At 39.2% G+C, this 24,322-nt stretch carries 27 protein-coding genes; 25 read left to right on the top strand and 2 right to left on the bottom strand.

Annotated features, from left to right (window positions below; all coding sequences use genetic code 11):
- Window positions 1-133: 133 nt before the first annotated feature.
- The 23 genes from aroC (at window position 134) to MKY06_RS21950 (ending at window position 20,426) form a co-directional block, all read left to right on the top strand.
- Window positions 134-1,306: a chorismate synthase gene (gene aroC / locus MKY06_RS22060; RefSeq protein ID WP_013059008.1), complete on the top strand. Its 1,173-nt coding sequence runs from the start codon at window positions 134-136 to the stop codon at window positions 1,304-1,306.
- Window positions 1,306-2,388 carry a 3-dehydroquinate synthase gene (aroB, locus tag MKY06_RS22055; RefSeq protein ID WP_013059007.1) on the top strand — a complete coding sequence of 361 codons (1,083 nt, stop codon included), beginning with the start codon at window positions 1,306-1,308 and terminating at the stop codon, window positions 2,386-2,388. Before aroC ends, aroB begins: the two co-directional genes overlap by 1 nt.
- A 283-nt stretch (window positions 2,389-2,671) precedes the next feature.
- Window positions 2,672-4,186, top strand: a complete 1,515-nt coding sequence (trpE, locus tag MKY06_RS22050; protein ID WP_057233632.1) for an anthranilate synthase component I — start codon at window positions 2,672-2,674, stop codon at window positions 4,184-4,186.
- Window positions 4,179-5,204 carry an anthranilate phosphoribosyltransferase gene (gene trpD / locus MKY06_RS22045; RefSeq protein WP_098279067.1) on the top strand — a complete coding sequence of 342 codons (1,026 nt, stop codon included), beginning with the start codon at window positions 4,179-4,181 and terminating at the stop codon, window positions 5,202-5,204. The genes trpE and trpD overlap by 8 nt, the downstream gene beginning before the upstream one ends.
- The gene (gene trpC, locus MKY06_RS22040) at window positions 5,194-5,961 is read left to right on the top strand and encodes an indole-3-glycerol phosphate synthase TrpC (protein ID WP_098279068.1); all 768 of its coding nucleotides are present in this window, start codon (window positions 5,194-5,196) and stop codon (window positions 5,959-5,961) included. The genes trpD and trpC overlap by 11 nt, the downstream gene beginning before the upstream one ends.
- Window positions 5,951-6,577, top strand: a complete 627-nt coding sequence (locus tag MKY06_RS22035) for a phosphoribosylanthranilate isomerase (RefSeq protein WP_013059003.1) — start codon at window positions 5,951-5,953, stop codon at window positions 6,575-6,577. The genes trpC and MKY06_RS22035 overlap by 11 nt, the downstream gene beginning before the upstream one ends.
- Entirely contained in the window at window positions 6,574-7,788 is a 1,215-nt protein-coding gene (gene trpB / locus MKY06_RS22030; protein WP_013059002.1) for a tryptophan synthase subunit beta, read from the top strand. The genes MKY06_RS22035 and trpB overlap by 4 nt, the downstream gene beginning before the upstream one ends.
- Window positions 7,775-8,590: a tryptophan synthase subunit alpha gene (gene trpA / locus MKY06_RS22025; RefSeq protein ID WP_013059001.1), complete on the top strand. Its 816-nt coding sequence runs from the start codon at window positions 7,775-7,777 to the stop codon at window positions 8,588-8,590. Before trpB ends, trpA begins: the two co-directional genes overlap by 14 nt.
- Window positions 8,591-8,594: 4 nt before the next feature.
- Entirely contained in the window at window positions 8,595-9,698 is a 1,104-nt protein-coding gene (hisC, locus tag MKY06_RS22020; protein WP_013059000.1) for a histidinol-phosphate transaminase, read from the top strand.
- Between the two features lie 72 nt (window positions 9,699-9,770).
- Entirely contained in the window at window positions 9,771-10,874 is a 1,104-nt protein-coding gene (locus MKY06_RS22015) for a prephenate dehydrogenase (protein WP_029320451.1), read from the top strand.
- A gap of 21 nt (window positions 10,875-10,895) precedes the next feature.
- Window positions 10,896-12,185: a 3-phosphoshikimate 1-carboxyvinyltransferase gene (aroA, locus tag MKY06_RS22010; RefSeq protein ID WP_029320453.1), complete on the top strand. Its 1,290-nt coding sequence runs from the start codon at window positions 10,896-10,898 to the stop codon at window positions 12,183-12,185.
- 334 nt (window positions 12,186-12,519) lie between these two features.
- The gene (locus tag MKY06_RS22005; RefSeq protein ID WP_199866381.1) at window positions 12,520-13,782 is read left to right on the top strand and encodes a tetratricopeptide repeat protein; all 1,263 of its coding nucleotides are present in this window, start codon (window positions 12,520-12,522) and stop codon (window positions 13,780-13,782) included.
- Between the two features lie 97 nt (window positions 13,783-13,879).
- Window positions 13,880-14,425, top strand: coding sequence for a ReoY family proteolytic degradation factor (locus MKY06_RS22000; protein WP_013058996.1), 546 nt, complete (start codon window positions 13,880-13,882; stop codon window positions 14,423-14,425).
- A 117-nt stretch (window positions 14,426-14,542) separates the two neighbouring features.
- Window positions 14,543-15,001, top strand: a complete 459-nt coding sequence (locus MKY06_RS21995) for a YpiF family protein (RefSeq protein WP_223268969.1) — start codon at window positions 14,543-14,545, stop codon at window positions 14,999-15,001.
- A gap of 204 nt (window positions 15,002-15,205) precedes the next feature.
- The gene (locus tag MKY06_RS21990) at window positions 15,206-15,706 is read left to right on the top strand and encodes a QcrA and Rieske domain-containing protein (RefSeq protein WP_013058993.1); all 501 of its coding nucleotides are present in this window, start codon (window positions 15,206-15,208) and stop codon (window positions 15,704-15,706) included.
- A gap of 3 nt (window positions 15,707-15,709) precedes the next feature.
- Window positions 15,710-16,384, top strand: a complete 675-nt coding sequence (qcrB, locus tag MKY06_RS21985) for a menaquinol-cytochrome c reductase cytochrome b subunit (RefSeq protein ID WP_013058992.1) — start codon at window positions 15,710-15,712, stop codon at window positions 16,382-16,384.
- A gap of 110 nt (window positions 16,385-16,494) precedes the next feature.
- Complete coding sequence (locus tag MKY06_RS21980; protein WP_013058991.1) at window positions 16,495-17,262, top strand: menaquinol-cytochrome c reductase cytochrome b/c subunit; 768 nt, start codon at window positions 16,495-16,497, stop codon at window positions 17,260-17,262.
- 135 nt (window positions 17,263-17,397) lie between these two features.
- Window positions 17,398-17,985 (top strand): DUF1405 domain-containing protein, encoded by a 588-nt coding sequence (locus tag MKY06_RS21975; RefSeq protein ID WP_013058990.1) that lies wholly within the window; start codon window positions 17,398-17,400, stop codon window positions 17,983-17,985.
- Window positions 17,986-18,067: 82 nt separating this feature from the next.
- Window positions 18,068-18,478, top strand: a complete 411-nt coding sequence (locus tag MKY06_RS21970) for a YlbD family protein (protein WP_013058989.1) — start codon at window positions 18,068-18,070, stop codon at window positions 18,476-18,478.
- Window positions 18,479-18,483: 5 nt separating this feature from the next.
- Window positions 18,484-18,720: a YlbE-like family protein gene (locus MKY06_RS21965; protein WP_013058988.1), complete on the top strand. Its 237-nt coding sequence runs from the start codon at window positions 18,484-18,486 to the stop codon at window positions 18,718-18,720.
- A gap of 99 nt (window positions 18,721-18,819) precedes the next feature.
- Window positions 18,820-19,206, top strand: a complete 387-nt coding sequence (locus MKY06_RS21960) for a hypothetical protein (RefSeq protein ID WP_013058987.1) — start codon at window positions 18,820-18,822, stop codon at window positions 19,204-19,206.
- Between the two features lie 100 nt (window positions 19,207-19,306).
- Entirely contained in the window at window positions 19,307-19,753 is a 447-nt protein-coding gene (locus tag MKY06_RS21955) for a YlbF family regulator (protein WP_013058986.1), read from the top strand.
- 397 nt (window positions 19,754-20,150) lie between these two features.
- Complete coding sequence (locus tag MKY06_RS21950; protein ID WP_098279070.1) at window positions 20,151-20,426, top strand: YlbG family protein; 276 nt, start codon at window positions 20,151-20,153, stop codon at window positions 20,424-20,426.
- Between the two features lie 79 nt (window positions 20,427-20,505).
- Here MKY06_RS21950 and MKY06_RS21945 read toward each other — a convergent pair whose 3' ends face one another.
- Window positions 20,506-20,892: a DUF7147 family protein gene (locus MKY06_RS21945; RefSeq protein ID WP_014458362.1), complete on the bottom strand. Its 387-nt coding sequence runs from the start codon at window positions 20,890-20,892 to the stop codon at window positions 20,506-20,508.
- A gap of 612 nt (window positions 20,893-21,504) precedes the next feature.
- On the opposite strand from MKY06_RS21945, the gene rsmD reads away from it, so the two are divergent.
- Window positions 21,505-22,074, top strand: coding sequence for a 16S rRNA (guanine(966)-N(2))-methyltransferase RsmD (gene rsmD, locus MKY06_RS21940; protein ID WP_013058983.1), 570 nt, complete (start codon window positions 21,505-21,507; stop codon window positions 22,072-22,074).
- Between the two features lie 35 nt (window positions 22,075-22,109).
- Entirely contained in the window at window positions 22,110-22,604 is a 495-nt protein-coding gene (gene coaD, locus MKY06_RS21935) for a pantetheine-phosphate adenylyltransferase (RefSeq protein ID WP_013058982.1), read from the top strand.
- A 59-nt stretch (window positions 22,605-22,663) separates the two neighbouring features.
- Here coaD and ylbJ read toward each other — a convergent pair whose 3' ends face one another.
- Window positions 22,664-23,872: a sporulation integral membrane protein YlbJ gene (gene ylbJ, locus MKY06_RS21930; protein WP_098288272.1), complete on the bottom strand. Its 1,209-nt coding sequence runs from the start codon at window positions 23,870-23,872 to the stop codon at window positions 22,664-22,666.
- Window positions 23,873-24,322: the final 450 nt, after the last annotated feature.

Raw genomic sequence — 24,322 nt, 5'->3', positions numbered from 1 at the left:
CGAGATAACCTGAAGCCGTTTCTTAAAAGCTAGGGTGAAACTTTTTGTACATTCTTATGTTATAGTATGGTATAGTCATATTTAAAAATGGAAAAATTCTGACGAATAATACATATTAAGCGGAGGTACGATTATGCGATATTTAACAGCAGGAGAATCACATGGTCCACAGTTGACTACTATTTTAGAGGGTGTTCCGGCAGGGCTTCCTTTAACAGCCGAAGACATCAATACAGATTTAGCGCGAAGACAAAAAGGTCATGGTCGCGGAAGACGTATGCAAATTGAAAAAGATCAAGCGGAAATTTTAAGTGGTGTCCGCCACGGCTATACGCTAGGATCTCCTATTACGTTAGCGGTAGAAAATAACGACTGGAAACACTGGACAAAAATTATGGGCATCGAGCCAATTTCTGAAGAAGAATCAGAAGAAGTAAAGCGTAAAATCTCAAGACCAAGACCAGGGCATGCCGATTTAAACGGCGCTATTAAATATGGTCATCGCGATATGAGAAATGTATTAGAACGCTCTTCAGCTCGCGAAACAACTGTAAGGGTAGCAGCAGGTGCTGTCGCTCGTCAAATCCTTGCTCAGTTCGGGATTTCTGTAGCTGGACATGTATTAGAAATTGGCGGCGTACAGGCAAATCCGCCTCAATACAAAAGCTTAGAGGAACTTCAAGAAGTCACTGAAGCTTCTCCAGTAAGATGTTTTGACTCAGCTGTTGAGAAAGACATGATGCAAGCAATCGATGATGCTAAGAAAAATGGCGATTCTATCGGAGGCGTAGTAGAAGTTATTATTGAAGGCGTGCCAGCAGGAGTAGGCAGCTATGTTCATTACGATCGTAAATTAGATGCGAAGATTGCTGCAGCTGTTATGAGCATTAATGCATTTAAAGGCGTTGAGTTTGGGATTGGCTTTGAAGCGGCTCGCAGACCAGGAAGCGAAGTTCATGACGAAATTCTATGGGATGAAAAGAATGGGTATACCCGTAAAACAAACAACTTAGGCGGCTTTGAAGGCGGCATGACAACAGGTATGCCAATTGTAGTACGCGGTGTAATGAAGCCTATTCCAACGCTTTACAAGCCGTTAAAAAGTGTTGATATTGAAACAAAAGAAGCCTTCGAGGCAAGCATTGAACGTTCAGACAGCTGCGCTGTGCCGGCTGCAAGCGTTGTAGCAGAAGCTGTTGTAGCTTGGGAATTGGCTGATGCGCTAATCGAACAGTTTGGACAAGACCGAATTGATTTAATTGCTGAAAATATTGAGAAAATGCGTGCACATGCGAGGGAGTTTTAATGTTGCAAATTGATATTCAAACTTTATCCAAAACATATCCTCTTTATTTAGGCAATGGATTAATTGAAAAGCTGCCTTCTATTATCGAGAGTGTAAAATCTAATCTGTCGTCCGTGTTAATCATCACCGATTCAGCTGTAGATTCATATTATGGAGAAGCGGTTGTAAAAGCGATTGAGACAAAGTTTAAAGTGGCTAAATACGTAGTGCCAAGCGGTGAACATGCAAAGTCATTTCAACATTACTACGATTGTCAGACATTTGCGCTCGAACAGCAGCTTGACCGCAATGCACTCGTTATTGCTTTTGGCGGAGGGGTAGTAGGCGATTTAGCTGGATTTGTAGCCGCTACTTATATGAGAGGAATTTCTTTTATTCAAGTGCCAACGACGCTTCTTGCTCACGATAGTGCTGTAGGCGGTAAAGTAGCCATTAATCATGAGCTTGGAAAAAATATGATTGGTGCTTTTTATCAGCCTGAAGCGGTTGTTTATGATATTGATCTTCTTAAAACGCTTCCCGAAAGAGAATGGCGTTCCGGTTTTGCAGAAGTGATTAAACACGCTTTTATTCACGATGAAGCATTTTATGAATGGCTTCAGCAAAATATACAATCGCTGACTGATTTACAAGATGAAAAATTAATTTATGCTATTCAAAACGGTATTTTAGTCAAAGCATCTGTTGTAAAAGAAGATGAGACAGAAGCTGGCGTTCGCGCTCATCTGAACTTTGGACATACGCTAGGACATGCGATCGAAGCAGAGTGCGGCTATGGACAAATCAGCCACGGAGAAGGCGTAGCGATTGGTATGCTGTTTGCTATGAAAGTCAGCAATGTTCTTGAGAAAAGTCAGTTCTCTGTGGACGACATTGCGAAATGGTTTGAAAAATTTGGCTACAAGACGTCTGTCCCAAACCATCTTTCAGCTGAAAAACTGCTCGTAAGAATGAAAGCGGACAAGAAGTCTAAATCAAGCAATGTTCACATGGTACTGCTTGAAGGCATAGGCAAACCTTTTGTTCAACAAGTAGAAGATGAAGTGATTCTTAAACTGCTGAATGAAGAGCTTAAAGCTTAGTTTCGTCTAAAGCCAAGTAGATAGTAGTTGACAAATGAATTTGAAACGTACTACAATTGGTAACAAGTTAGTTTAAAGATTTTAGTTATGAGAAAACAATAGACAGTTTAGTTGAGATTAGGGTAGACGAGAATGAGACAGTTGAGCAGAGTTTAGTTGAGTGAATTTTACCATTCGTATACCCAAAGACCCATTTTTGATGTGTCTTTGGGTTTATTTATTATATCCTCTTTTATATAACCTCATCTATTCTCATTCTCCATGAAATGGAGGATTGAAAGATATGACGAACACGTATACTTCTTTTTTAGAAGACTCTACAGAGTATTTAACCATTCCAATTATCAAAAAAATATTTATCGATAGCATGACACCTGTTGATCTTTTTCAACAAGTAAAAGATGAAGCCGTATATTTGCTTGAAAGTAATGATGAATCATCACCATGGTCCAATTATTCTTTTATTGGCTTAAATCCATTTTTGTATGTTGAGGAAGAAAACGGAACCTATCTAGCAAAAAACAAGCAGCTTCAGCCTATGCTGCAAGGAGACAGCTTTAAAGAGGTGTTTTGTAAAATTCAGCAAGAGCTGAAAGTGAAAGTACCAGACCTTGCACTTCCTTTTAAAGGAGGAGCAGTAGGGTTTATCAGCTACGACGCAGTATCGCAAATTGAAAAAGTAAACGTACATGCCCAAAATGATTTGAACATGCCTACTTTTCACTTTATCTATTGTCAAACGATGCTTGCTTACAATCATCAAACAAAAGAGCTTATGGTGATTCACTACATTCAGCTTAATGAGCAAGACAAAGAGCAGCAGAAAAAAGAAAAATACGGTGAAGCTTTAGCAGAGATCAATAGATATGTTGAAAGAATAGCGCAGACGGTGAAAGAAAAGCCAATGATGTTTGAAAGCGAGCAGCGCGAAGTTAGCTTTGAAGGCGTGACATCGTCATACCAAAAAGATAAATTTGTGCAAGATGTGGAAAAAATTAAGGAATACATTAAAAGCGGAGATGTTTTTCAAGCTGTATTGTCGCAGAGATTTCAAATTGATACGACCGTAGCTGGATTTGATATTTACAGAGTATTGCGATTAGTTAATCCGTCTCCTTATTTATTTTACGTGAAAGTAAAAGGCGTGGAGTTAATTGGAAGTTCTCCTGAGCGGTTGATTCAAATTGAAAACGGCCATTTAGAAATTCATCCGATTGCAGGAACGAGAAGACGTGGCAGGGATGCAGAAGAAGATGCGCGCTTATACGAAGACTTAATTAACGATGAAAAAGAGCGGGCAGAACACTATATGCTCGTGGACTTAGCAAGAAATGACATCGGCCGAGTTGCACAGTATGGAAGTGTCCAAACACCAGTATTGATGCAGCAGGTTAACTTTTCGCACGTCATGCACTTGATTTCTAAAGTGACAGGGCGCCTTGACGAAAAAGTACATCCCATTGATGCGCTGCTTTCTGCATTTCCAGCGGGTACCGTATCTGGCGCTCCAAAAGTGCGAGCGATGCAAATCTTAAATGAAATTGAACCAGTTGCGCGAAATGTATATGCAGGAACCGTAGCATATCTCGGATTTGATGGAAACATTGATTCGTGCATTGCGATTCGGACCATTCTTTTGAAAGACCAGACCGCTTATATCCAGGCCGGAGCAGGAGTGGTTGCTGACTCAAAACCGGAGCTTGAGTGGAAAGAAACCCGCAATAAAGCTAGCGCTTTAATCAAAACAATTCAATTAGCCCAAGACATCTACGATAAAAAGGAGGATGTATATGTTTAAAGAATTGTTAAAAAAGTGTTTGCGCGGTGAGTCACTTTCAGCGGAAGAAGCAGAAAAAATTATGAATGATATTATGAACGGCAAAGTCCCGGCAGCTCAAATTGCTAGCGTGCTAACCATCTTAACGTACCGAGGAGAAACCGTCGATGAAATTGTTGGTTTTGTCCGAGGTATGAAAAATAATATGAATGCTATTTCTCTAGAAGAATTAAACGTAGTAGATACATGCGGTACGGGAGGAGACGGGGCCTCTACGTTTAATATCTCGACGGCTAGTGCGATTGTGGCATCTGCTGCGGGAGTAAAGGTTGCGAAACACGGGAACCGCGCCGTATCTTCTAAAAGCGGGAGTGCAGACGTGTTAGAACATCTGGATATATGGATTCAAGGAAGTGAAAAAGAAGTGAAAAATGCGGTGGCTGACCTCAACATGTCCTTTTTATTTGCGCCTCTTTATCACCCTGCTATGAAACACGTTGCTGCTACTCGAAAGGAATTAGGGTTTAGAACCGTTTTTAATGCATTAGGTCCATTAGCAAACCCTACTAACTGCACAAAGCAAGTAATTGGCGTTTATTCCATTGAGCTTGCACGAAAATTAGCAGAAGCGCTTGTTGTACTGGGAGCTAACCACGTCCTTCTGGTTGCGGGCAGGGACGGTTTAGATGAAATTAGTGCCACGGATGTAACGGATGTTGTAGAAGTACAGGGCAATGTCATTACAGAATATACGCTTGCACCAGAGGATGTACACTTACAGAGAGGGAAGCTTGAAGACTTAGTGGTAGAAGATGCGAAATCGAGTGCTGAGCTTATTGAATCGCTATTTTTAAATAAAAGTAATGTAACTGCTAAAAACGCAGTCGTATTAAACTCTGCTGCAGCTATTTACGTTAGCGGAAACGTTTCTACTTTTGAAGAAGGAGTAGCTGTAGCTTTAGAAACAATTGAATCAGGTGCTGCATACACGCAATTACAACGATTGAAATCGAAAAAGGTGGTTGAACATGCTCAATAAAATTATTGAAACAAAAAAAGAAGAAATTCAAAACCTACAGTTACCCGAACAGCAAAATGTTGCAAAACGATCGTTTTTAGACGCTTTATCAAATCCGAATCGAGAGCTGGCTCTTATTGCAGAAGTGAAAAAAGCCTCGCCTTCTAAAGGATTAATAAAAGAGAATTTTCAGCCTGTGGAAATTGCTAAAGCCTACGAGAAAGGGAAAGCAGATGCTTTGTCTGTGTTAACAGATCAGCACTATTTTCAAGGACATCGAACGTTTTTAAGTGACATTAAACAGCATGTCTCTGTCCCTGTGCTTCGCAAGGATTTCATCATTGATTCCATTCAAGTGGAAGAAAGTGCAAGAATCGGTGCTGATGCTATTTTACTCATTGGAGAAGCACTTGAACCATTAAAATTGCAAGAGCTTTATCTTCAAGCTGCTGAAAAAGAGTTAGATTGTTTAGTAGAAGTACATTCTCTAGAAACGCTTGAAAAGCTGCTAGCTGTATTTACCCCGAAGATTATTGGAATTAATAATCGAAATCTTCACACGTTTGAAACCAGCTTGCAGCAGACAAAAGAAATCGCCAAGTATGTTCCGAAAGATCAGCTGTTAGTGAGTGAAAGCGGAATTTACTTATACGATGATGTTTCCTACGTAAAAGAAGCGGGAGCAAAAGCTATTTTAGTAGGGGAGTCGCTTATGAGGCAGGATAATCAAACCAAAGCGATTGAAAAGCTGTTTGGGGAAAGTGAATATGCTCATTAAGTACTGTGGTATTCGATCAAAACAAGATATAGCTTTAATCGAAAAGTCGGCTGCTACTCACATTGGCTTTATTTTCTATCCTAGAAGTAAACGATATGTAAAGCCTGAACGAGTAAATGAGTTTGTAACGGATGAAATAAAAAAACAAGTCTCGCTAGTAGGGGTATTTGTTAATACACCGGTAGATCAAATACTTGAAATTGCCTCCGTAACAAATTTAGATGTAATTCAGTGCCACGGGCAAGAAACAGCTGCGGACGTACGTCAGTTAAAGCAGCGTGGATATGAAGTGTGGAAAGCGCTCCCTCACAATAAAGAAACGCTGCAGCAAATGCATGTATATGAAGAGGCTGACGGGTATGTAATTGATAGCAAGGTTAAAGAACAATTTGGAGGAACAGGCGTCGCTTTTGATTGGAGCTTCGTTCCTCAGTATGAATCAGCTGCCCAAAGGTTAGGTAAAAAATGCTTTATTGCTGGAGGAATCAATGCTTGTAACATTGAGAACTTGTTACCCTACCAGCCTGGGGCGATTGATATTTCTGGCGGTATTGAAACAAATGGAACGAAGGACTATACAAAAATTATAGAGATTGAAAGGAAGATCATACTATGACATACAATCATCCTGATGAATTTGGCCGCTTTGGTGAATTTGGCGGAAAATACGTACCTGAAACATTAATGAAACCACTTGAAGAAGTAGAAGCAGCTTTGAATCAAGCAATGAAAGATCCGGCATTTAAAGATGAGTATCTATCCTTACTTGTTAACTACTCTGGGCGACCAACAGCTTTAACATATGCTGATAATATTACCGAAACGCTCGGCGGGGCAAAAATTTATTTAAAGCGTGAAGACTTAAATCATACGGGTGCTCACAAAATCAATAATGCCATTGGACAGATTTTACTTGCTAAACGGATGGGAAAAACAAAAATTATTGCTGAAACAGGAGCGGGTCAGCACGGGGTAGCCACAGCTACAGTAGCTGCAAAGTTCGGAATGGAATGTAAAGTATTCATGGGAGAAGAAGATATTGAACGTCAGGCGTTGAACGTTTTTCGCATGAAGCTTCTAGGAGCGGAAGTCATTCCCGCAACTTCTGGAACAAAAACGCTAAAAGATGCAACAAATGAAGCAATTCGCTACTGGGTTCAACATTGTGAAGATCATTTTTACTTAATTGGTTCGGCTATTGGACCGCACCCTTATCCTAAAATGGTTCGAGATTTCCAAAAAATTATTGGAGAAGAAGCAAAAGAACAGTTTACAGCGGTAGAAGGCAAACTTCCGAATGCTGTCGTGGCATGCGTTGGAGGCGGCAGTAATGCAATCGGAATGTTTTATGATTTTATTAAAGAAGAAAATGTACGCTTGATCGGCGTAGAAGCAGGAGGGAAAGGACTAAATACAGCCCTTCATGCTGCTAAAATGGCTAAAGGCACAAAAGGTGTTATTCACGGAACGCTCACGTATTTACTTCAAGATGAAAATGGTCAGATTACAGAGCCTTATTCTATTTCAGCAGGTTTGGATTATCCAGGTATCGGTCCAGAGCATTCTCACCTTTCATCTATTGGAAGAGTGGAATACGAAAGTGTAACGGATGATGAGTCAATCGAAGCTCTTCAGCTGCTGGCGAAAACAGAGGGAATCATCCCGGCTATTGAGTCCGCCCATGCGCTGGCAAAAGCATTTGAACTGGCTAAAAGCATGACGAAAGAAGAAACAATTTTAATTTGCTTGTCAGGTCGAGGAGATAAGGACGTTCATACATTAGTAAACTTGCTAGAAGGGAAGGAAGAAGAACATGAATACGTTTGAAGCGAGACTACCTAAACATGAAACATTGTTTATTCCATTTATTACAGCAGGAGATCCTCATGAAGATGCAACGGTGGATATTGCTTTGTCTTTGCAAAAGCAAGGTGCTTCTATTTTAGAGCTGGGCGTACCATATTCCGACCCTTTAGCAGATGGTCCAATTATTCAAGAGGCGTCCAAAAGAGCTTTATCTGGCGGTATGTCTATTTCAAAAGCCATTAAGCTTGTATCGGTGATGAGAAAAAAAGGTGTGAAAATACCGGTAATTCTCTTTACCTATTTTAATCCTGTGTTACAATTAGGTTTAGAATCCTTTTTCGCGTTAATGCGAGAAAATGAAATAGATGGAGTGCTAATTCCGGATTTACCGTACGAAGAGAGTGGCCGTATCCGGGAGCTTGCCGCTGAAAATGAAGTTGCGTACATTTCGATGGTTGCTCCTACATCTAAAGAGCGTATTCAAAAAATCGCTGCAGATGCAACGGGCTTCTTATACTGCGTGTCGTCTTTAGGCGTTACTGGGGTTCGCTCTACGTTGCCAGCTGATATTGGCACCTTTTTAGAAGATGTGAAAGCAGCAGCTTCTATACCGGTTGCCGTCGGTTTTGGGATTTCAACAAGTGAACAAGTAGAGGTGTTAAAAGAACATAGCGACGGCATTGTAATTGGAAGTGCAATTGTTAATAAAATTGGCCAGCTTGAACAAGTTCTTTTAAATAAGGATACACGCCGAGACGGATTAAATCAAATTGAGGAGTATGTTGCATCCATCGTTTCGCCTATACAAAAATGCGAGGTGTAACACGTTGAAGGTAAAAGAACAATTACTAACTTTATCTCCATATAAACCAGGTAAGCCAATTGAAGAAGTAAAGCGTGAATTTAATTTAGATCGCGTCGTAAAATTAGCGTCTAATGAAAATCCTTACGGCAGTTCTGCTTTAGTAAAAGAGGCGATTGCTGCAGAAATCGAGAATATGGCGCTTTATCCAGACGGCTATGCAGCTGAACTGCGTGCAGCAGTAGCAAAGCACGTAGGCGTAGAGCAAGATCAGCTGATTTTTGGAAATGGGTCTGATGAAGTCATTCAAATTATTTGCCGAGCTTTGCTATCGGCTGATACAAATACTGTCATGCCGACGCCGTCATTTCCTCAATATAAGCACAATGCCGTAATTGAAGGTGCAGAAATTCGTGAAGTACCGCTGCGCGGCGGAGATCATGATTTAGATGCTATGCTCCGTGCAATTGATGAAAATACGACAATTGTGTGGGTATGCAGTCCTAATAACCCAACGGGAACGTATGTGAAGGGCGATGAGTTAATTTCTTTTATGAAACAAGTTCCTAAGCATACATTAATCGTTATGGATGAAGCCTATTTTGAGTATGCAGCAGATCAAGCCGACTATCCGAATACGGTAGAGTTTTTGAATGAATACGAAAACTTAATTGTACTTCGCACATTTTCAAAAGCATACGGCTTAGCTTCTTTGCGCATTGGTTACGGTATTGCAAACGAATCATTGCTACAAAAAATTGAGCCGGCTCGTGAACCTTTTAATACAAGCCGCATGGCTCAAAAAGCAGCAATCGTTGCTCTTGAAGACCAAGCGTTCATTGAAGAGTGTAAAAAGAAAAATGAAGAAGGTTTGCAGCAATACTATGCTTTCTGTGATAAGAATGGCTTAAACTATTATCCGTCTTTCACTAATTTTGTTCTAATTGATTTTGGTCGTCAAGGCGATGAAGTGTTTCAATTTTTATTGCAACGCGGATTTATTGTTCGTTCAGGGAATGCATTAGGCTTCCCAACTTCCGTTCGTATTACAGTGGGAACAAAAGAACAAAATGAACAAATCATTGAATTGCTTCAGCAGTTTGTTAACCAAGCAGCAGCGAAAGCTTAATACCTAATATAGTAAAAGATGAGAGTGTGATTTCACACTCTCATCTTCATATGTACAATGAGGTGAAGGAAAGTGAAAGAAAATGTTTTTGTTATAGGTTTGGGGTTAATTGGAGGATCGCTGGCACTTAATATAAAAAAGACGCACCATCATCATCTTGATGTAATAGGTTTTGACATTAATCAGGAGCAGCTGGAGCTTGCCAAAACCCTAGGTGTAATTGACCAAGCGGCTTCTTCTTTACAACAAGGCGCGGAGCAAGCGGATTATATTGTTATTGCCATTCCGGTCACTCAAGCAGCTGAAGTGCTAAAACAGTTAGAACATTTTACGCTCAAACAGTCTGTTATCGTCACAGACGTAGGGAGTACAAAAGAAGAGGTAGTGAAGACAGCGGAAGCTCTTATCGCTAAAGGCATTGAGTTTATCGGCGGTCACCCAATGGCTGGGTCTCATAAAAGCGGAGTAGCTGCTTCTAAAGCTCATTTATTTGAAAATGCAATGTATGTATTGACACCTTCATCTTCTACTTCTTCGGAGGCTTTAGACAGTTTAAAGGAATTGCTAAGTGGTACAAAAGCTAAAATTATTGTGATGTCACCAAAAGAACATGATAAATTAGCGGGTGTCATCAGCCATTTTCCTCATATTATTGCTGCAAGCCTTGTTCATCAAGCAGAATATTACCAACAAGACAACCAGCTAGTTTCGCAGCTTGCAGCTGGAGGGTTTCGTGATATTACACGTATTGCTTCAAGCAGTCCAGCGATGTGGAGAGATATTTTGCTTCATAACCAGGATGCGCTTCTTTCAATGTTTGACCACTGGCTTGAAGAAATGAATGACGTGCGAAATATGATCGAACGAAAAGACGCGAACGATATCTATACATATTTTTCACAAGCAAAACAATTTAGAGATCAGCTTCCTGTACGAACCAAAGGCGCGATTCCATCCTTTTATGATCTCTATGTGGATGTTCCAGACTATCCGGGGATTATTTCAGAAGTAACGGGTTATTTAGCAGAAGATGAAATCAGTATTACAAACATTCGAATTTTAGAAACACGAGAAGACATATACGGAGTATTACGTTTGAGCTTTCAAACAGAGGAAGATAGAAAGCGGGCAAGAGCGTGTCTCCATCAGCATCAATATCAGACGTTTATTTCTTAATGTACGAAAGGTGTGAATGAAATGAGTGGAAAACAATTAAAAACTAATCTTTCATCTCTCCAAGGAGAAATTTCTATTCCTGGAGATAAATCGATTTCTCACAGAGCTGTGATGTTCGGAGCGATGGCAGAAGGGAAAACAACGATTAATCATTTTTTAGCAGGGGAAGATTGCTTAAGTACGATTTCGTGTTTTGAAAAGATGGGCGTATCGATTAAAAGAGAAGGCGAGTATGTCGAAGTGGAAGGTAAAGGTATCGAAGGGTTAAGTGAACCTACTTCCATCCTAGATGTAGGAAATTCAGGAACGACTACTCGTTTAATGCTTGGGATTCTTGCAGGTGTGCCATTTCATACGTCTCTAATTGGAGATGAGTCGATTGCCAAGCGTCCTATGAGCCGCGTTACGGTGCCCCTGCGCTCTATGGGTGCAAAGATTGATGGGCGTGAGCACGGCCAATATACGCCTTTATCCACTCGAGGAGGAGCTTTAAAAGCAATTCATTACCATTCTCCTGTAGCAAGTGCACAAGTAAAATCAGCGATTTTACTAGCGGGACTTCATGCGGAAGGCACAACAAAAGTAACCGAGCCTTTTACATCACGGGACCATACAGAGCGTATGCTTCGCGCCTTTGGAGTAGACGTAGAGGTAGATGGAACGACTGTAAGCATTGAAGGAGGACAATCTCTGCGCGGAACGGATGTATACGTACCTGGTGACATTTCTTCAGCCGCGTTCTTTCTTGTTGCAGGAGCCATTGTTCCAAACAGCCGAATCGTTTTGAAAAACGTCGGACTCAATCCTACAAGAACAGGTATTATTGATGTGCTTCAGCAAATGGGAGCACGCCTTACAATTTCTAATGAACGTATTCAAAATGGAGAGCCTATTGGCGATTTGACGATTGAAACGTCTCAGTTGAAAGGGATTGAAATTGGGGGGGATTTAATTCCTCGTTTAATTGATGAAATTCCAGTGATCGCTCTTTTGGCGACTCAGGCGAATGGGAAAACAGTTATTAAAGATGCCGAAGAATTAAAAGTAAAAGAAACGAACCGTATCGATACGGTTGCAACGGAGTTAAGCAAGCTCGGTGCCTCTGTTACTCCAACAGCTGATGGCCTCATCATTGAAGGCAAGACAGCCCTACAAAGCGGTGAAGTAGACAGCTATGGAGATCATCGAATTGGAATGATGCTTGCGGTCGCAGCAGCCATTGCAACGGGAGAGGTAACACTAATGAGAAGTGAAGCTATTCACGTATCCTATCCTACTTTCTTTGAAGATCTTGATAAACTAAGCGAATAAGAAAGAGGCTGAAACAAACGCATTTTGGTTGAAGGAAAATCCGAACGATGAATTGATATTCTTGATAGAGAATCAAACTCGTTCGGATTTTTATTGTTAGGGTGAACGTAGGTCTCATGTATGTAGGTGCTTCTAGCTGTTGATTAATGTAGTCATGCCTCAATCTCGTTTTTATTCGAAAAATGTAAGCGTATTCAAATTGATTTGTTGAACAAACGCTCAAACTATTTTATCATGGTGTATAGAAGCATGAGTTCTTGCTTCGGTTTGGAAAAAATAGAAAATTAATTCGTTTTATTTGTATATAAAAAGTGAATGTAATAATAAAGGAGAATTGTGTGTGAAAGAATTAGACCGCGCGATAGGTTACGTAGAATCCAATGAAATTGAAAAAGGTCTTGCCCTTATTCATGAATTGAAAGATAAAGCTACAGACGAAGAAAAATTTTTAATGGCTGAACAGCTTCAGGAGTGGGGACTAGTAAATGATGCGCTGCCTTTAATAGACGAGCTCATCGCTAAATACCCAGAAGAAGGCGAGCTGTATTTATTAAAAGCTGAAATGCTTATCGATTTAGAAGAAGAAGAAGAAGCAATTCATATTTTAAATCAAATTAGTAGCGAAGATGATAACTACGTGCCAGCTCTGCTTCTTGTAGCTGACTTATATCAAATGCAAGGCCTTAGTGAAGTAAGTGAGAAAAAGTTAATGGAAGCGAAAAAAATGCTTCCAAATGAGCCGGTTATAGATTTTGGGCTCGGTGAATTTTACAGCAGTCAAGGAATTTATCAAAAGGCGATTCCTTTTTATCAAACGCTGCTAAAAACAGAAAAAGAATTTAACGGCACGGATCTTCGTCAGCGATTAGCTGAAAGTTTAGCGGGTATCGGCCAGTTCGAAGAAGCGCTTCCTTACTTTGATCAAGCGCTAAAAGATAAGCTTGAGATTAACACACTATTTGAATATGCGATTTCAGCGTATCAAGCAGGTCATTATCAGACCGCTATTGAAAAGTTCACAGAACTAAAAGAGCTAGACCGTGAGTACCATTCTCTTTATTTATATTTAGCAAAATCATATGAACATGAAGAGATGCTAGAAGAGGCTGCGGTGGCTGTCAACGAAGGTATTGCCCAGGATGAATTTCAAAAAGAACTTTACTTTTTTAAAGGGAAGATAGCATTAAAGCGCGGTCTAGAAGAAGAGGCTGAATCGGCATTTCAACAAGCGATTGCACTAGATCCAGGGTACATTGAAGCCATTTTAACTCTCTCTAAACTTTATATGAGTCAAGAGAGATATGAAGATGTAGTAGAGAATATCGAGCACGCCAAAGAATATAATGAGCATGACCCTCATTTTGAATGGGATTTAGCAAAAGCTCACCAGGAATTAGAAAATTATGAAGAAGCGCTAAAATACTACGAATCTGCATACACTGTTTTTAAAGAAGAGTATGCGTTTTTAGAAGAGTATGGCTACTTCTTATTAGAAGAAGGACAGCGCTCGAAAGCGAAGGGGATTTTCCAAGCCTTATTAGCAATGGATCCAACAGTAGATGAAATTCAAGACATATTATTTCAATTAGAAGAATAAATAATAGTTCAGAGGATTTTATTGCTGCCGTGTGGAATAAATAACTGTAAAAGGTGTTTTAACTGAGAGTTTAAACACAGAGGAGGGAAGTGAGAATATGACGACCCCTGTTACTGTCAACGAGAAAAAAGAATTTGTTCGCTGGTTTTTAACGAATTATCAGCTGAAGCGAAGAGAATGTGTATGGATTTTAAATTATTTGATGAGCCATGATCAATTGATGAAACGAGTTCACTTCGTTGAGCAAGCACAGTTTTGTCCTCGCGGGATGGTGATGTCTACGCACTGTGTGGAAGACCCTCCATTTCGTTTTTATAAAGAAAATATCATGACAACCGATGCAGAAAAATCATTTCATGATATTCGTTTGAATCGAGAAGAAGACATTTATATTCAATTAAACTTCCGATCGTTGTATTCATCGCCTCAATATGTGGCTGTACTGGAAGACAATCCGTATATGCCAAAAGCTAATCAAACAAATGAAAAAGACAGAGTATTAGCTGAGCAAATATTGGAAGAATCTATTCAGAAGTTTCAGCGATCAAAAATCATGGAACTAATTGATAAAGCATTAGATGAAAACGATAAAGAGGAATTTCAGCGCTTAAGCGAATATTTAAATAACCATTATGTACAGTAGATAAACGAGGGATTGGCTAGCTTCTTAGAAAAAGGTCAATCTCTTTTTTTATCTCCTTATTCATTTTGGAAAATAAATAAGACAAGCTTTAGCAGGCTTGCTGAGAGGAGAAGGAAGTTGAAGCTTCAGGCCAAGGAAATGGATGTGTATCTACAATCCAAAAGTTATGTTGATACCGTATTGGTTCCACTCATTCCGATTGATTTCGGAGAAGATTTAAAGCTTACTGCATCTATGAGTGAATATACGACTGCTCTTACTGAAGAGTTAGAGAGGCAATTTAAAGGAAGAGTGATTTTAACACCTAGTTTTACATACTTAAAAAAAGATGGAGTAGCTGCTGTTTATGAAACATTACTTCGTTGGAATGAGCATATAAATGACAATGAAGTCAAACATCTTTTTGTGCTTACTAGCGACCGAGACTGGCTGCAGTTTGAAAAAGAAATAGGGGCGTACTGCATTTGGATACCTGCTTTACCGCTTGAGCATATAGATGAGTCGCATAAGTATACGCTCATACATGAACAAGTTCAACAGCTCTTACCGATTTTTATAGAGAAATGGAGTGTTTAAAAAGACTGTAGAATAAGTAATGGAAGCGCAAACAAAATAATGACAAAAAATTTAGAAAAATAAAGATTATTTCCATGTTTTAGGTTTTTATTGTATTGACCTTCCAGAAATATTAATATATCATGATTATGTCCTAGTTTAATAGAATGGTCCATCATGTGTCCAAAATTCTCTGGACTGAACTTTTTTAAAGGGGGGAAAAGCATGGGTGATCGGGTATCAAGACGACAGTTTTTAAACTATACGCTCACTGGTGTAGGGGGATTCATGGCTGCTGGAATGTTAATGCCAATGGTGCGCTTTGCAGTAGATCCAATTTTAGAAAAAGAAGCGGGTCAGGATTTAGTAGCTGTAGCGCAGGTTAAAGACATTACAAAAGAGCCGAAACGTGTCGATTTTAAAATCAAGCAAGTGGATGCGTGGCATAAATCAGAAGAGCCAAGATCGGCTTGGGTGTACAAAACTGATAAAGGTGAAATCGTCGCGCTGTCACCAATTTGTAAGCATTTAGGCTGTACGGTTAACTGGGCTGGTGACAAAAACTATCCACACCGTTTCTACTGCCCTTGTCATGGGGGAATGTATGAAAAAAGCGGTAAAAATGTACCGGGGACACCACCGATGGGACCGTTAGATGTATACGTTCAAAAAGTAAAAGGCGGTACGTTATATCTAGGAAAAGCCAAACCACAAGGAGGGGCATAGAAAATGTTGAATAAAATCTATGACTGGGTGGATGAACGGCTAGATATTACTCCTTTATGGCGAGATGTGGCCGATCATGAAGTGCCAGAGCACGTAAATCCTGCACATCACTTTTCAGCATTTGTGTATTGTTTTGGTGGATTAACGTTTTTTGTTACCGTTATTCAAATTTTATCAGGCATGTTTTTAACCATGTATTATGTACCAGATATAAAAAATGCATGGGAATCCGTTTATTATTTGCAAAATGAAGTCGCTTTCGGACAAATTGTTCGAGGTATGCATCACTGGGGAGCAAGTTTGGTTATCGTCATGATGTTTTTACATACACTTCGTGTTTTCTTCCAAGGAGCATACAAAAAACCCCGCGAGTTAAACTGGATTGTGGGTGTGTTAATTTTCTTTGTTATGTTAGGTTTAGGTTTTACAGGTTATTTGTTGCCGTGGGATATGAAAGCGCTATTTGCAACGAAAGTAGGTTTGCAAATTGCTGAATCCACACCAATTATAGGCCAGCAAGTGAAGACATTACTCTCAGGACATCCAGACATCGTTGGTGCTCAAACACTAACTCGCTTTTTCGCCATTCACGTATTCTTTTTACCCGGAGCCCTACTTGGCTTAATGGGTGCCCACTTCTTAATGATTCGTAAACAAGGAATTTCAGGACCACTATAAAATTTTATACGCTTTATTCAAGTATTCAATCACACTAGTCATTATATGCATCAAGCACATACTCCGTTGTTAGTACTTTCACTAGAACAGTGAGAAAAAGGAGGGAGAACATGCATCGTGGTAAAGGGATGAAGTTTGTTGGAGATTCACGTGTTCCTGCAGAACGAAAACCCAATATTCCAAAAGATTACTCTGAATTTCCAGGGAAAACAGAAGCATTCTGGCCAAACTTTTTACTAAAAGAATGGATGGTAGGGGCAGTTTTTTTAATCGGTTATCTATGTTTAACCATCGCTCATCCATCTCCTCTTGAACGTATTGCCGATCCGACTGATACGGGGTACTTGCCTCTTCCTGACTGGTATTTTTTGTTCCTATATCAATTGCTTAAATATTCATTTGCTTCTGGTCCATATAATATTATAGGTGCATTTATTATTCCAGGGATTGCATTTGGCGCATTAATGCTTGCTCCGTTCATTGATCGAGGACCGGAAAGAAGACCAGCTAAGAGGCCGTTTGCAACAGGATTCATGCTTTTGGCTATAGCAGCAGTCTTTTTCCTAACGTGGCAGTCAGCGACACAGGTGGATTGGAAAGCGCGTGAAGAGCAAGGGAAAATTAGAGAAGAAGTAGCGATTGACAAAAATTCAGAAGGCTACAAAATCATGCAAGAGCAAACGTGCTTGACCTGTCACGGTGATAATCTACAAGGAGGCCCTGCGGCTCCGGCTTTAACAGGAATTGATTTATCTCCTGAAGAAATCGCCAATATCGCAAAAAATGGTAAAGGCAATATGCCAAAAGGTGTTTTCAAAGGTTCAGATAAAGAATTGAAAACGCTCTCGGAATTTGTCGGCAACTTAGGGAAAGAATAGTGAAAATCAGCCAAAGGGCTGGTTTTTTTTTGAATTTATTTAATGCTGTGTTTTACATCAATGAGATAGATGCTTGCTATTGTTCAAAAACTGTACATAATAAAGAAGAGATTAAATGTAAAGGAGACTTTCTAAATGGCTTGGTTATGGTATACCTTAAAAGATAAGCGTTTTTTAACGCTTTTGCTGATTGTGAATATACTAGGAACAATCTACGGATATATTTGGTATGGAAGTCAATTAGCGGAAACGCCTAAGAAGTTTTTATTATTTGTGCCTGATAGTCCAACAGCAAGCTTGTTTTTTGTTATTGTACTTATCGGTCTTTTACTTGGAAAGCATTTCTCACTGTTTGAAGCTTTAGCAATGATCACGCTGTTTAAATACGGGATTTGGGCCGTCGTAATGAATGTATTGGTCTATGTGTTAACAGGATACATTGATTGGATGATGCTTATGTTAATGGCTTCTCATGCAGCAATGGCTTTTCAAGGGCTTTTGTACGTACCGTTTTACCGGATTAAATTATGGCATGTAGCTGTTGCCGCTGTATGGGCTGTACATAATGATATCATTGATTACGTTTTTTCTATGATGCCAAGATACAGCATGCTCAATGCGTATATGTCTGAAATTGGTTATTTTACATTTTGGCTAAGCATTTTATCTATTTTCATTACATACTGGTTCACAGTTCGTGCTTCTTCAAAAAAACAGCTATAAAAAATTTTTGAAATAGGCGCACGAAACGAGCTCTCTTTTTCTAAGATATAGTAGGCTATATTTAAGTATGAGGTGAGTGACTGTGAAGGAAACCAAACGAGAGCTTCATCCGTCCGTTGTGGAATTTAAACAATTTGTAAAATCACATCCCAAATTAGTAGAACAGGTTCGAAAGCAGCAAAAAACGTGGAAAGAGCTTTATGAAGATTGGTATTTATTCGGTGCAGAAGATCCAATGTGGGAGGCATATCGTTCAGAAGAAAGTGCAAAGGCTGAACCAGCTGCTGCAACAGAGGAGAAAAAAGATATTATGGGTACAATTGTATCCTCGCTGAAAAACATGGACTTGAATCAAATGCAAAATCATATCACAAATGTAAATTCAGCTATTTCCAATATTCAACAAGTACTGCAGCAATTTCAGCCATCTAAGCCATCCGGTGGAGGAGCAGCTTCCGGGCCAGGGAATCCATTTGGCTTTAGGAAAGATTAAACGCAATGAGAAAAGATATATACGAGTATATGCAGTCTCGTCCTAAACTCAACGACTTCGTTCGTGAACAGCCAATGTGGTACCGGCGTTTATCTAGAAATCCTGAAGAACTGGAGAAATTTGAATTAGAATCCAAGCACTACTACAAACAAACGATTCCTCATAAAGTCGAAAAGTTTTCGAATTCGATTCAAATGGCAAACATGATGTTTCATATGTTTCAGTCCATGAAAAATCAATGATCTCTGCATACATAGCGATGCAGAGATTTTTGCACGTCATGAGTAAAAACAAAGAGTTTGTAAACACTATGGAGAAACGAATGATAAAGGAATGGTATTATGCGCTTACTATTAACGACGGCCTTATGTGTAGTTTCTCTGCTAGGATGCAACCATGATAAACCAAAACCTGAAACTAAAATTTCCTCTCAACCGCGGGCAGCTGAAACGTTTGGTGCAATGAATACAAAACCTTCACTGATGGTACACCAGCATGTGAAAGGACAAAACGTATACGTCGAATGTATTCTAAGCGGGTTTTCATTTTCAACAGAGAGTGGATTCCTTCAAATCAAAGTAGATGGAAAACCATTTAAAGAAATGAAGCAAGCAGCCTTTGTTTTAAGTGATCTTCCAAAAGGATCTCATACTGTTACGATTGAACTGATGAAATCTAAAGAAGAAAGTTATCAAGTGAGGAATACCTTTACGGTTGAAATTATATAGTTAAAAAGTAGAACTTGTAGTAAATCAGTGTAAGCTGTTTTAGCAAGTTCTTTTTCTTTAGATCCAAAACGTGATAAGATAAAAACGGAGGTGCACAGCCATGCTAACAACAATGAGAACTGTTGAATTACTCGATGAGTCTGATCACGTAGCGAACATGGTGTTACAATCAGACGTAGCCGAGAACTATCGTCAATGTTTATATAGATTAAATAAAGATTCACATGCACAGGCATTAATTGCTGAATTTGTGAAAATAAAGGAACAGTATGAGGATGTTCAGCGATTTGGAAAATATCATCCTGATTATAAAACCATTACGAGACAAGTACGTGATGTAAAGCGTGAAGTTGATTTACACGCGACAATCGCTGCGTTCAAAAAAGCAGAAAATGAATTACAAAAGCTGCTTGATGAAATTAGCGTTATCCTTGGTCAAGCTGTTTCAGAGCACGTGAAAGTACCGACGGGAAATCCGTTTTTTGATACGGGAAGCAGCTGCGGCGGTGGCTGCGGATCTGGTGGAAGCTGTGGGTGCAGCGCATAAGCCGTTCACTGTATAAATCGAACGCAATCAGCACAGGAATTTCCGCAGCAGGCCATTTTACGCTGTGGAACGTAAAACCTGTGCTGATAGACATAAGTAAGATGCTGACTTCTGACAAAAGTCGAGCGCCACGTAGCATTTGTATTGGATGTAGCAAAAATAGATGAAGCTTCTAGAAGCTCATCTATTTTTCTACGCTTAATTGATGTGTTTATATACAAAAAGGGTATATTTGTGATTTTTTTGAAAATGACTTGTTCAATAGCTCTCTGCTCGTTAAAATGAGTAAGAAAGAGCATCCAGATATCATCTAAATTCATACATAAAGCACCTACTTCATATAAAAGAATTTATGATAAAGAAAACCAATATAACGTATGCAAAAGGGGAACTAAATATGTTTGTTGAACGTCAAGGAATTGTGGCGTATGTGCATTCTGTCAAGCAAGCAAAAGCATTGCGAAAGTACGGAAATGTACATTACGTATCTAAAGAATTAAAGTATGTTGTCTTATATTGCAACCAAGATGGCATTGAAAAAACAATCTATAAACTTCAGTCTCTACCTTTTGTGAAGAAAGTAGATCCTTCTTATCGGCCGTTTTTAAAAACAGAATTCGAAAATTCAAAGCCGGATAAGGCGAAGGAATATGACTATAAGATAGGAATTTAAACAAAAAAGGAATGTGATGTACATTCCTTTTTTTATTTTACTTGCCCTTAGTAAACGAATAGGCAGGGATGAGATGAGATTATTGCATTGGCGGAATAAAGCGGTTCATTCGCAAAATGCCAATAAGGTGCTGATAGTATAGTGCTGTTTCTGGAAATGTAGTAGATGGTTTGACATCGAGTACCACAATTTCTTTTCCCGCTTCCTCAGCAGCTTGTTTAAATAACTCAACGCGCTTGCTGTCGTTTTGTTTTAAAACAATTCCTTCTCGGCAAACGTAAAGCGGTTGGAAATTCCCTTCAGCTGTTGGATGCAAGACAGCGACAAAAGAAGCTACTTGTCGATCTTCTTTTACTGTTCGCAGCATAATAAGATGAGCAAGACGGTGTTTGTTGCTTTTGACAATCTCTAACAGCTCATAAATATCTGAATACCCTTCTCCGAGCTCAATAAAACGCTGAATCATATGTATTTCCCCCTTTATGTATTAAAAAAGCAAACTCACGTAGTTTAATGTATCACTGAATATTTTAAGAGTAAATAAAAAAATCCCTACAACTACTCATTGTAGGGCCCTTCAATAAAGGGGTGTAATCACCTCTGCGATTACAAGCACCTTGATGAAGGCAAAGGGAGAGGAGAAACCGGAGGAAGAACTTATGGGGAAACGTAAGTCTTCTCCGCGGTTGGCAACAACATCGGTTAGATGATGTTGTTACTAGTAAGTATGTCCGTTTTAAACGTTCATATACCTGTCTTGTGAAATTCACTTTTTAATACATAAAAGACTGATAACATGACAGAGAAAAAGGGTAAATTTACGTTTATTATGACATATTAAAGCAAAGGAATTCTTCTGTGAACGAAATGCCGAATGATCTTCATAGGTGTATCTTTTAGAAAAGAATCAGTGTATCTAAGGATACGGTCGTAAAAGTCCAGCATAAAAGCAAGCTGCTGGGTTATTGCACAGAATGTATACAGCATTGAATAAATTGAGGATTTTTGCTAGTCTTTGTAATTCAAAATATGTTAGGATAATGAAGAATAAGGAAGTAAAAGTAAGGTAGTGATAAGGATGAGAGTAGTAGCAGGTTTATATAAAGGCCATGCGTTAAAGGCGGTTCCAGGATACTCAACCCGCCCTACAACAGATAAGGTGAAAGAAGCTATTTTTAATATGATTGGACCGTTTTTTGAAGGTGGAACAGCTCTTGATTTGTTCGGTGGAAGCGGTGGCTTGGGAATTGAAGCTCTAAGCCGAGGAATAGATAAAGTCATTTTTGTGGATCGGGATGGCAAAGCGATTCAGACGATTAAAGCAAACTTAGCATCTTGCCGGTTAGAAGACCGCGCTGAAGTGTATCGAAATGATGCAGAACGCGCACTGAAAGCGATAAAGAAAAGGGAGCTGACTGTCGATTTACTTTTGCTTGATCCACCGTATAAAGCACAAAAGTTGAAAGCGCTTATCGAAACGGTAAGTGAAGAAAACCTTCTAGCAAAAACAGGAATTATTGTAGCGGAGCATTCTCATGATGTACAGTTAGATAATGAGATTGGTTTATTTGAAAAAATAAAAAGCGAAACGTACGGTATCATTGGTGTTTCTATTTATACATACAAAAAAGAAGAATCAGTTGACTAAATCAATGAGCTGTTAGATGTAGAAAGGGGATACGTATGGGCAGTATAGCTGTTTGTCCAGGAAGCTTTGATCCAGTTACAAATGGGCATTTTGATATTATTAAACGAGGCGCAAATGTATTTGATACGATTTATGTGGTTGTTTTAAATAACTCTTCAAAAAGTCCTCTATTTACAGGGGAAGAGCGAGTAGCTTTGCTGAAAGAAGTAACAAAATCACTTCCTAATGTGGTAGTAGAGTCGTACAGCGGATTATTAATGGAATATGCAAAAGAAAAGCAGGCAAAAACCATTTTAAGAGGTTTGCGTGCAGTATCGGATTTTGAGTACGAAATGCAAATCACATCTGTAAATCGCGTATTAGATAAAGAAATCGAAACGTTATTTATGATGACAAATAATCAATACTCGTTTTTAAGTTCTAGTATTGTAAAAGAAGTAGCTAAATATGGCGGGAATATTTCTGAATTAGTTCCTCCCCCTGTTAGAGAAGCGCTTGCGGAAAAATTTGAACAGCTGTCTCAAAAATAAGATAAAAAAGAACGTGACGTTTTCTTTGCCGATAAGAAAACGTCACGTTCTTTTTTTTACTAGGAACGATGAAGAAACGTTCGTTTTGAATATATATAAATATAGCAGCACAGCGTAAAAATCGTTAAGAGCGGACCGTACACGTTTAGCCACCGCGATAGAATCGTAACGGACTCCAAGTGAGAAAAAACCGGCAGTGCTCCTTCAGATGCTTGAAAAGTAGTAATGGATTCCCGAAGAGGACCCCATAGAAAGATAGTGAATACTACCGCAAAACAGCCGTGAAAAATGCGTGCAATAAAAAATGGGAAAAATCGAATATCTGTTTCGGCGAGTATGCTAGCCACTTGTGCTTGAACGGAGAAACCGCTGAAGCCTAATACAAAGCTAACGATGATAATTTGATGAAACAGCAGCGTGTCTGGAGCTTCACTTGCTAGACGGCTTCCTAGCGTGATTTCAAAAAGCCCTGAAATAAAGGGAAGGCTCAGTTCAGTCCCTATATGACACAGGGAAAATAAATAAGCTAGACCGCTGCTTAAAACGGCCGTGATATGAGTAACATATAAAAGTTTGTTTAATACAGAAAATAAAATGATAAAACCGCCAATCATTAAGAGAGATTGAACAGCAGAAGTAACCGCATCTCCTAGAAGCTTCCCGATAGGACGCTTATCTTTTAAACGCGTTTTATGCATTTCATGAAAAGCTAACGATAAAGAAGGTTTTTGAGTTACTTGTCCTTTCGGTTTTGCTGATCCATAAAAACGCATCACCAGCCCTACACAAATATTCCCTATGTAATGAGAGAGAGCTAATATGATACCGACAGCTGGATTGTGAAAAAAGCCAACTGCCACAGCTCCAAAAATAAAAATAGGGTTAGATGAGTTAGTAAATGATACGAGTCTTTCAGCTTCGATAGCTGTTAGCTGCTTTTCTTGACGCAGCCGGGAAGTGATTTTTGCACCTGAAGGAAACCCAGAAGCCATGCCCATTGCTAAAGCAAAACCCCCTACTCCAGGTACTCGGAATAAAGGCCTCATAAACGGCTCTAATAAGATCCCAATGAACTTCACTACGCCAAACCCAATAAGCATTTCTGAAACAATAAAAAAAGGCAGCAGAGAAGGAAAGACGACCTTCCACCATGTGTTGAGACCTCTTACTGAACCTTCTAGCGCTTCTTTTGGATATACAATAAGCGCAATAGCGAGAAGCGTTACGCTCGTCCCGAGCAGAAGTGTTTTCACCATTGATTTATTCAACGAACGATTCATCTCCTTTTCTAAGCTCACGTCATCTTGATATGAATGAAATGAGGAGTTTTAGGCAAATGTACAAGTTCTTCTATATATCAATATACGAAGCTATGCATCGACTTTATGCCTATGAGTAAGGAGAAAATAAATTCATATTGAATAAAAAGGCGTCTTGTCACATTTGGAAATACAATTCATATACATAAATCAATGCACTTCTAGGATAGTCAAGGAGTAAAAAAACGTATACGCAGCAAGCGAAGAGTAAGAATTTCTTAAAACAACCTTCAGTATAGTATAATGCTTAATAACCACCGTGTATTGAGTAAAACATATCTTTAGCTTCATACTAAATGAACAAATAGAAAATGAAGAATAGTCCTACCGAATACAGGGCAACAATGATAGAGAAGCTCATCAAATGTTTTTACATTTTTAGAAGTCTATAAGGTAAAA

It is taken from the genome of Priestia sp. FSL P4-0332 (assembly GCF_038005845.1).
In the GTDB taxonomy this organism is placed as follows: domain Bacteria; phylum Bacillota; class Bacilli; order Bacillales; family Bacillaceae_H; genus Priestia.
Note: the sequence above shows the minus strand (reverse complement) of the source record. Positions and strands in the feature narration are given on the sequence as shown.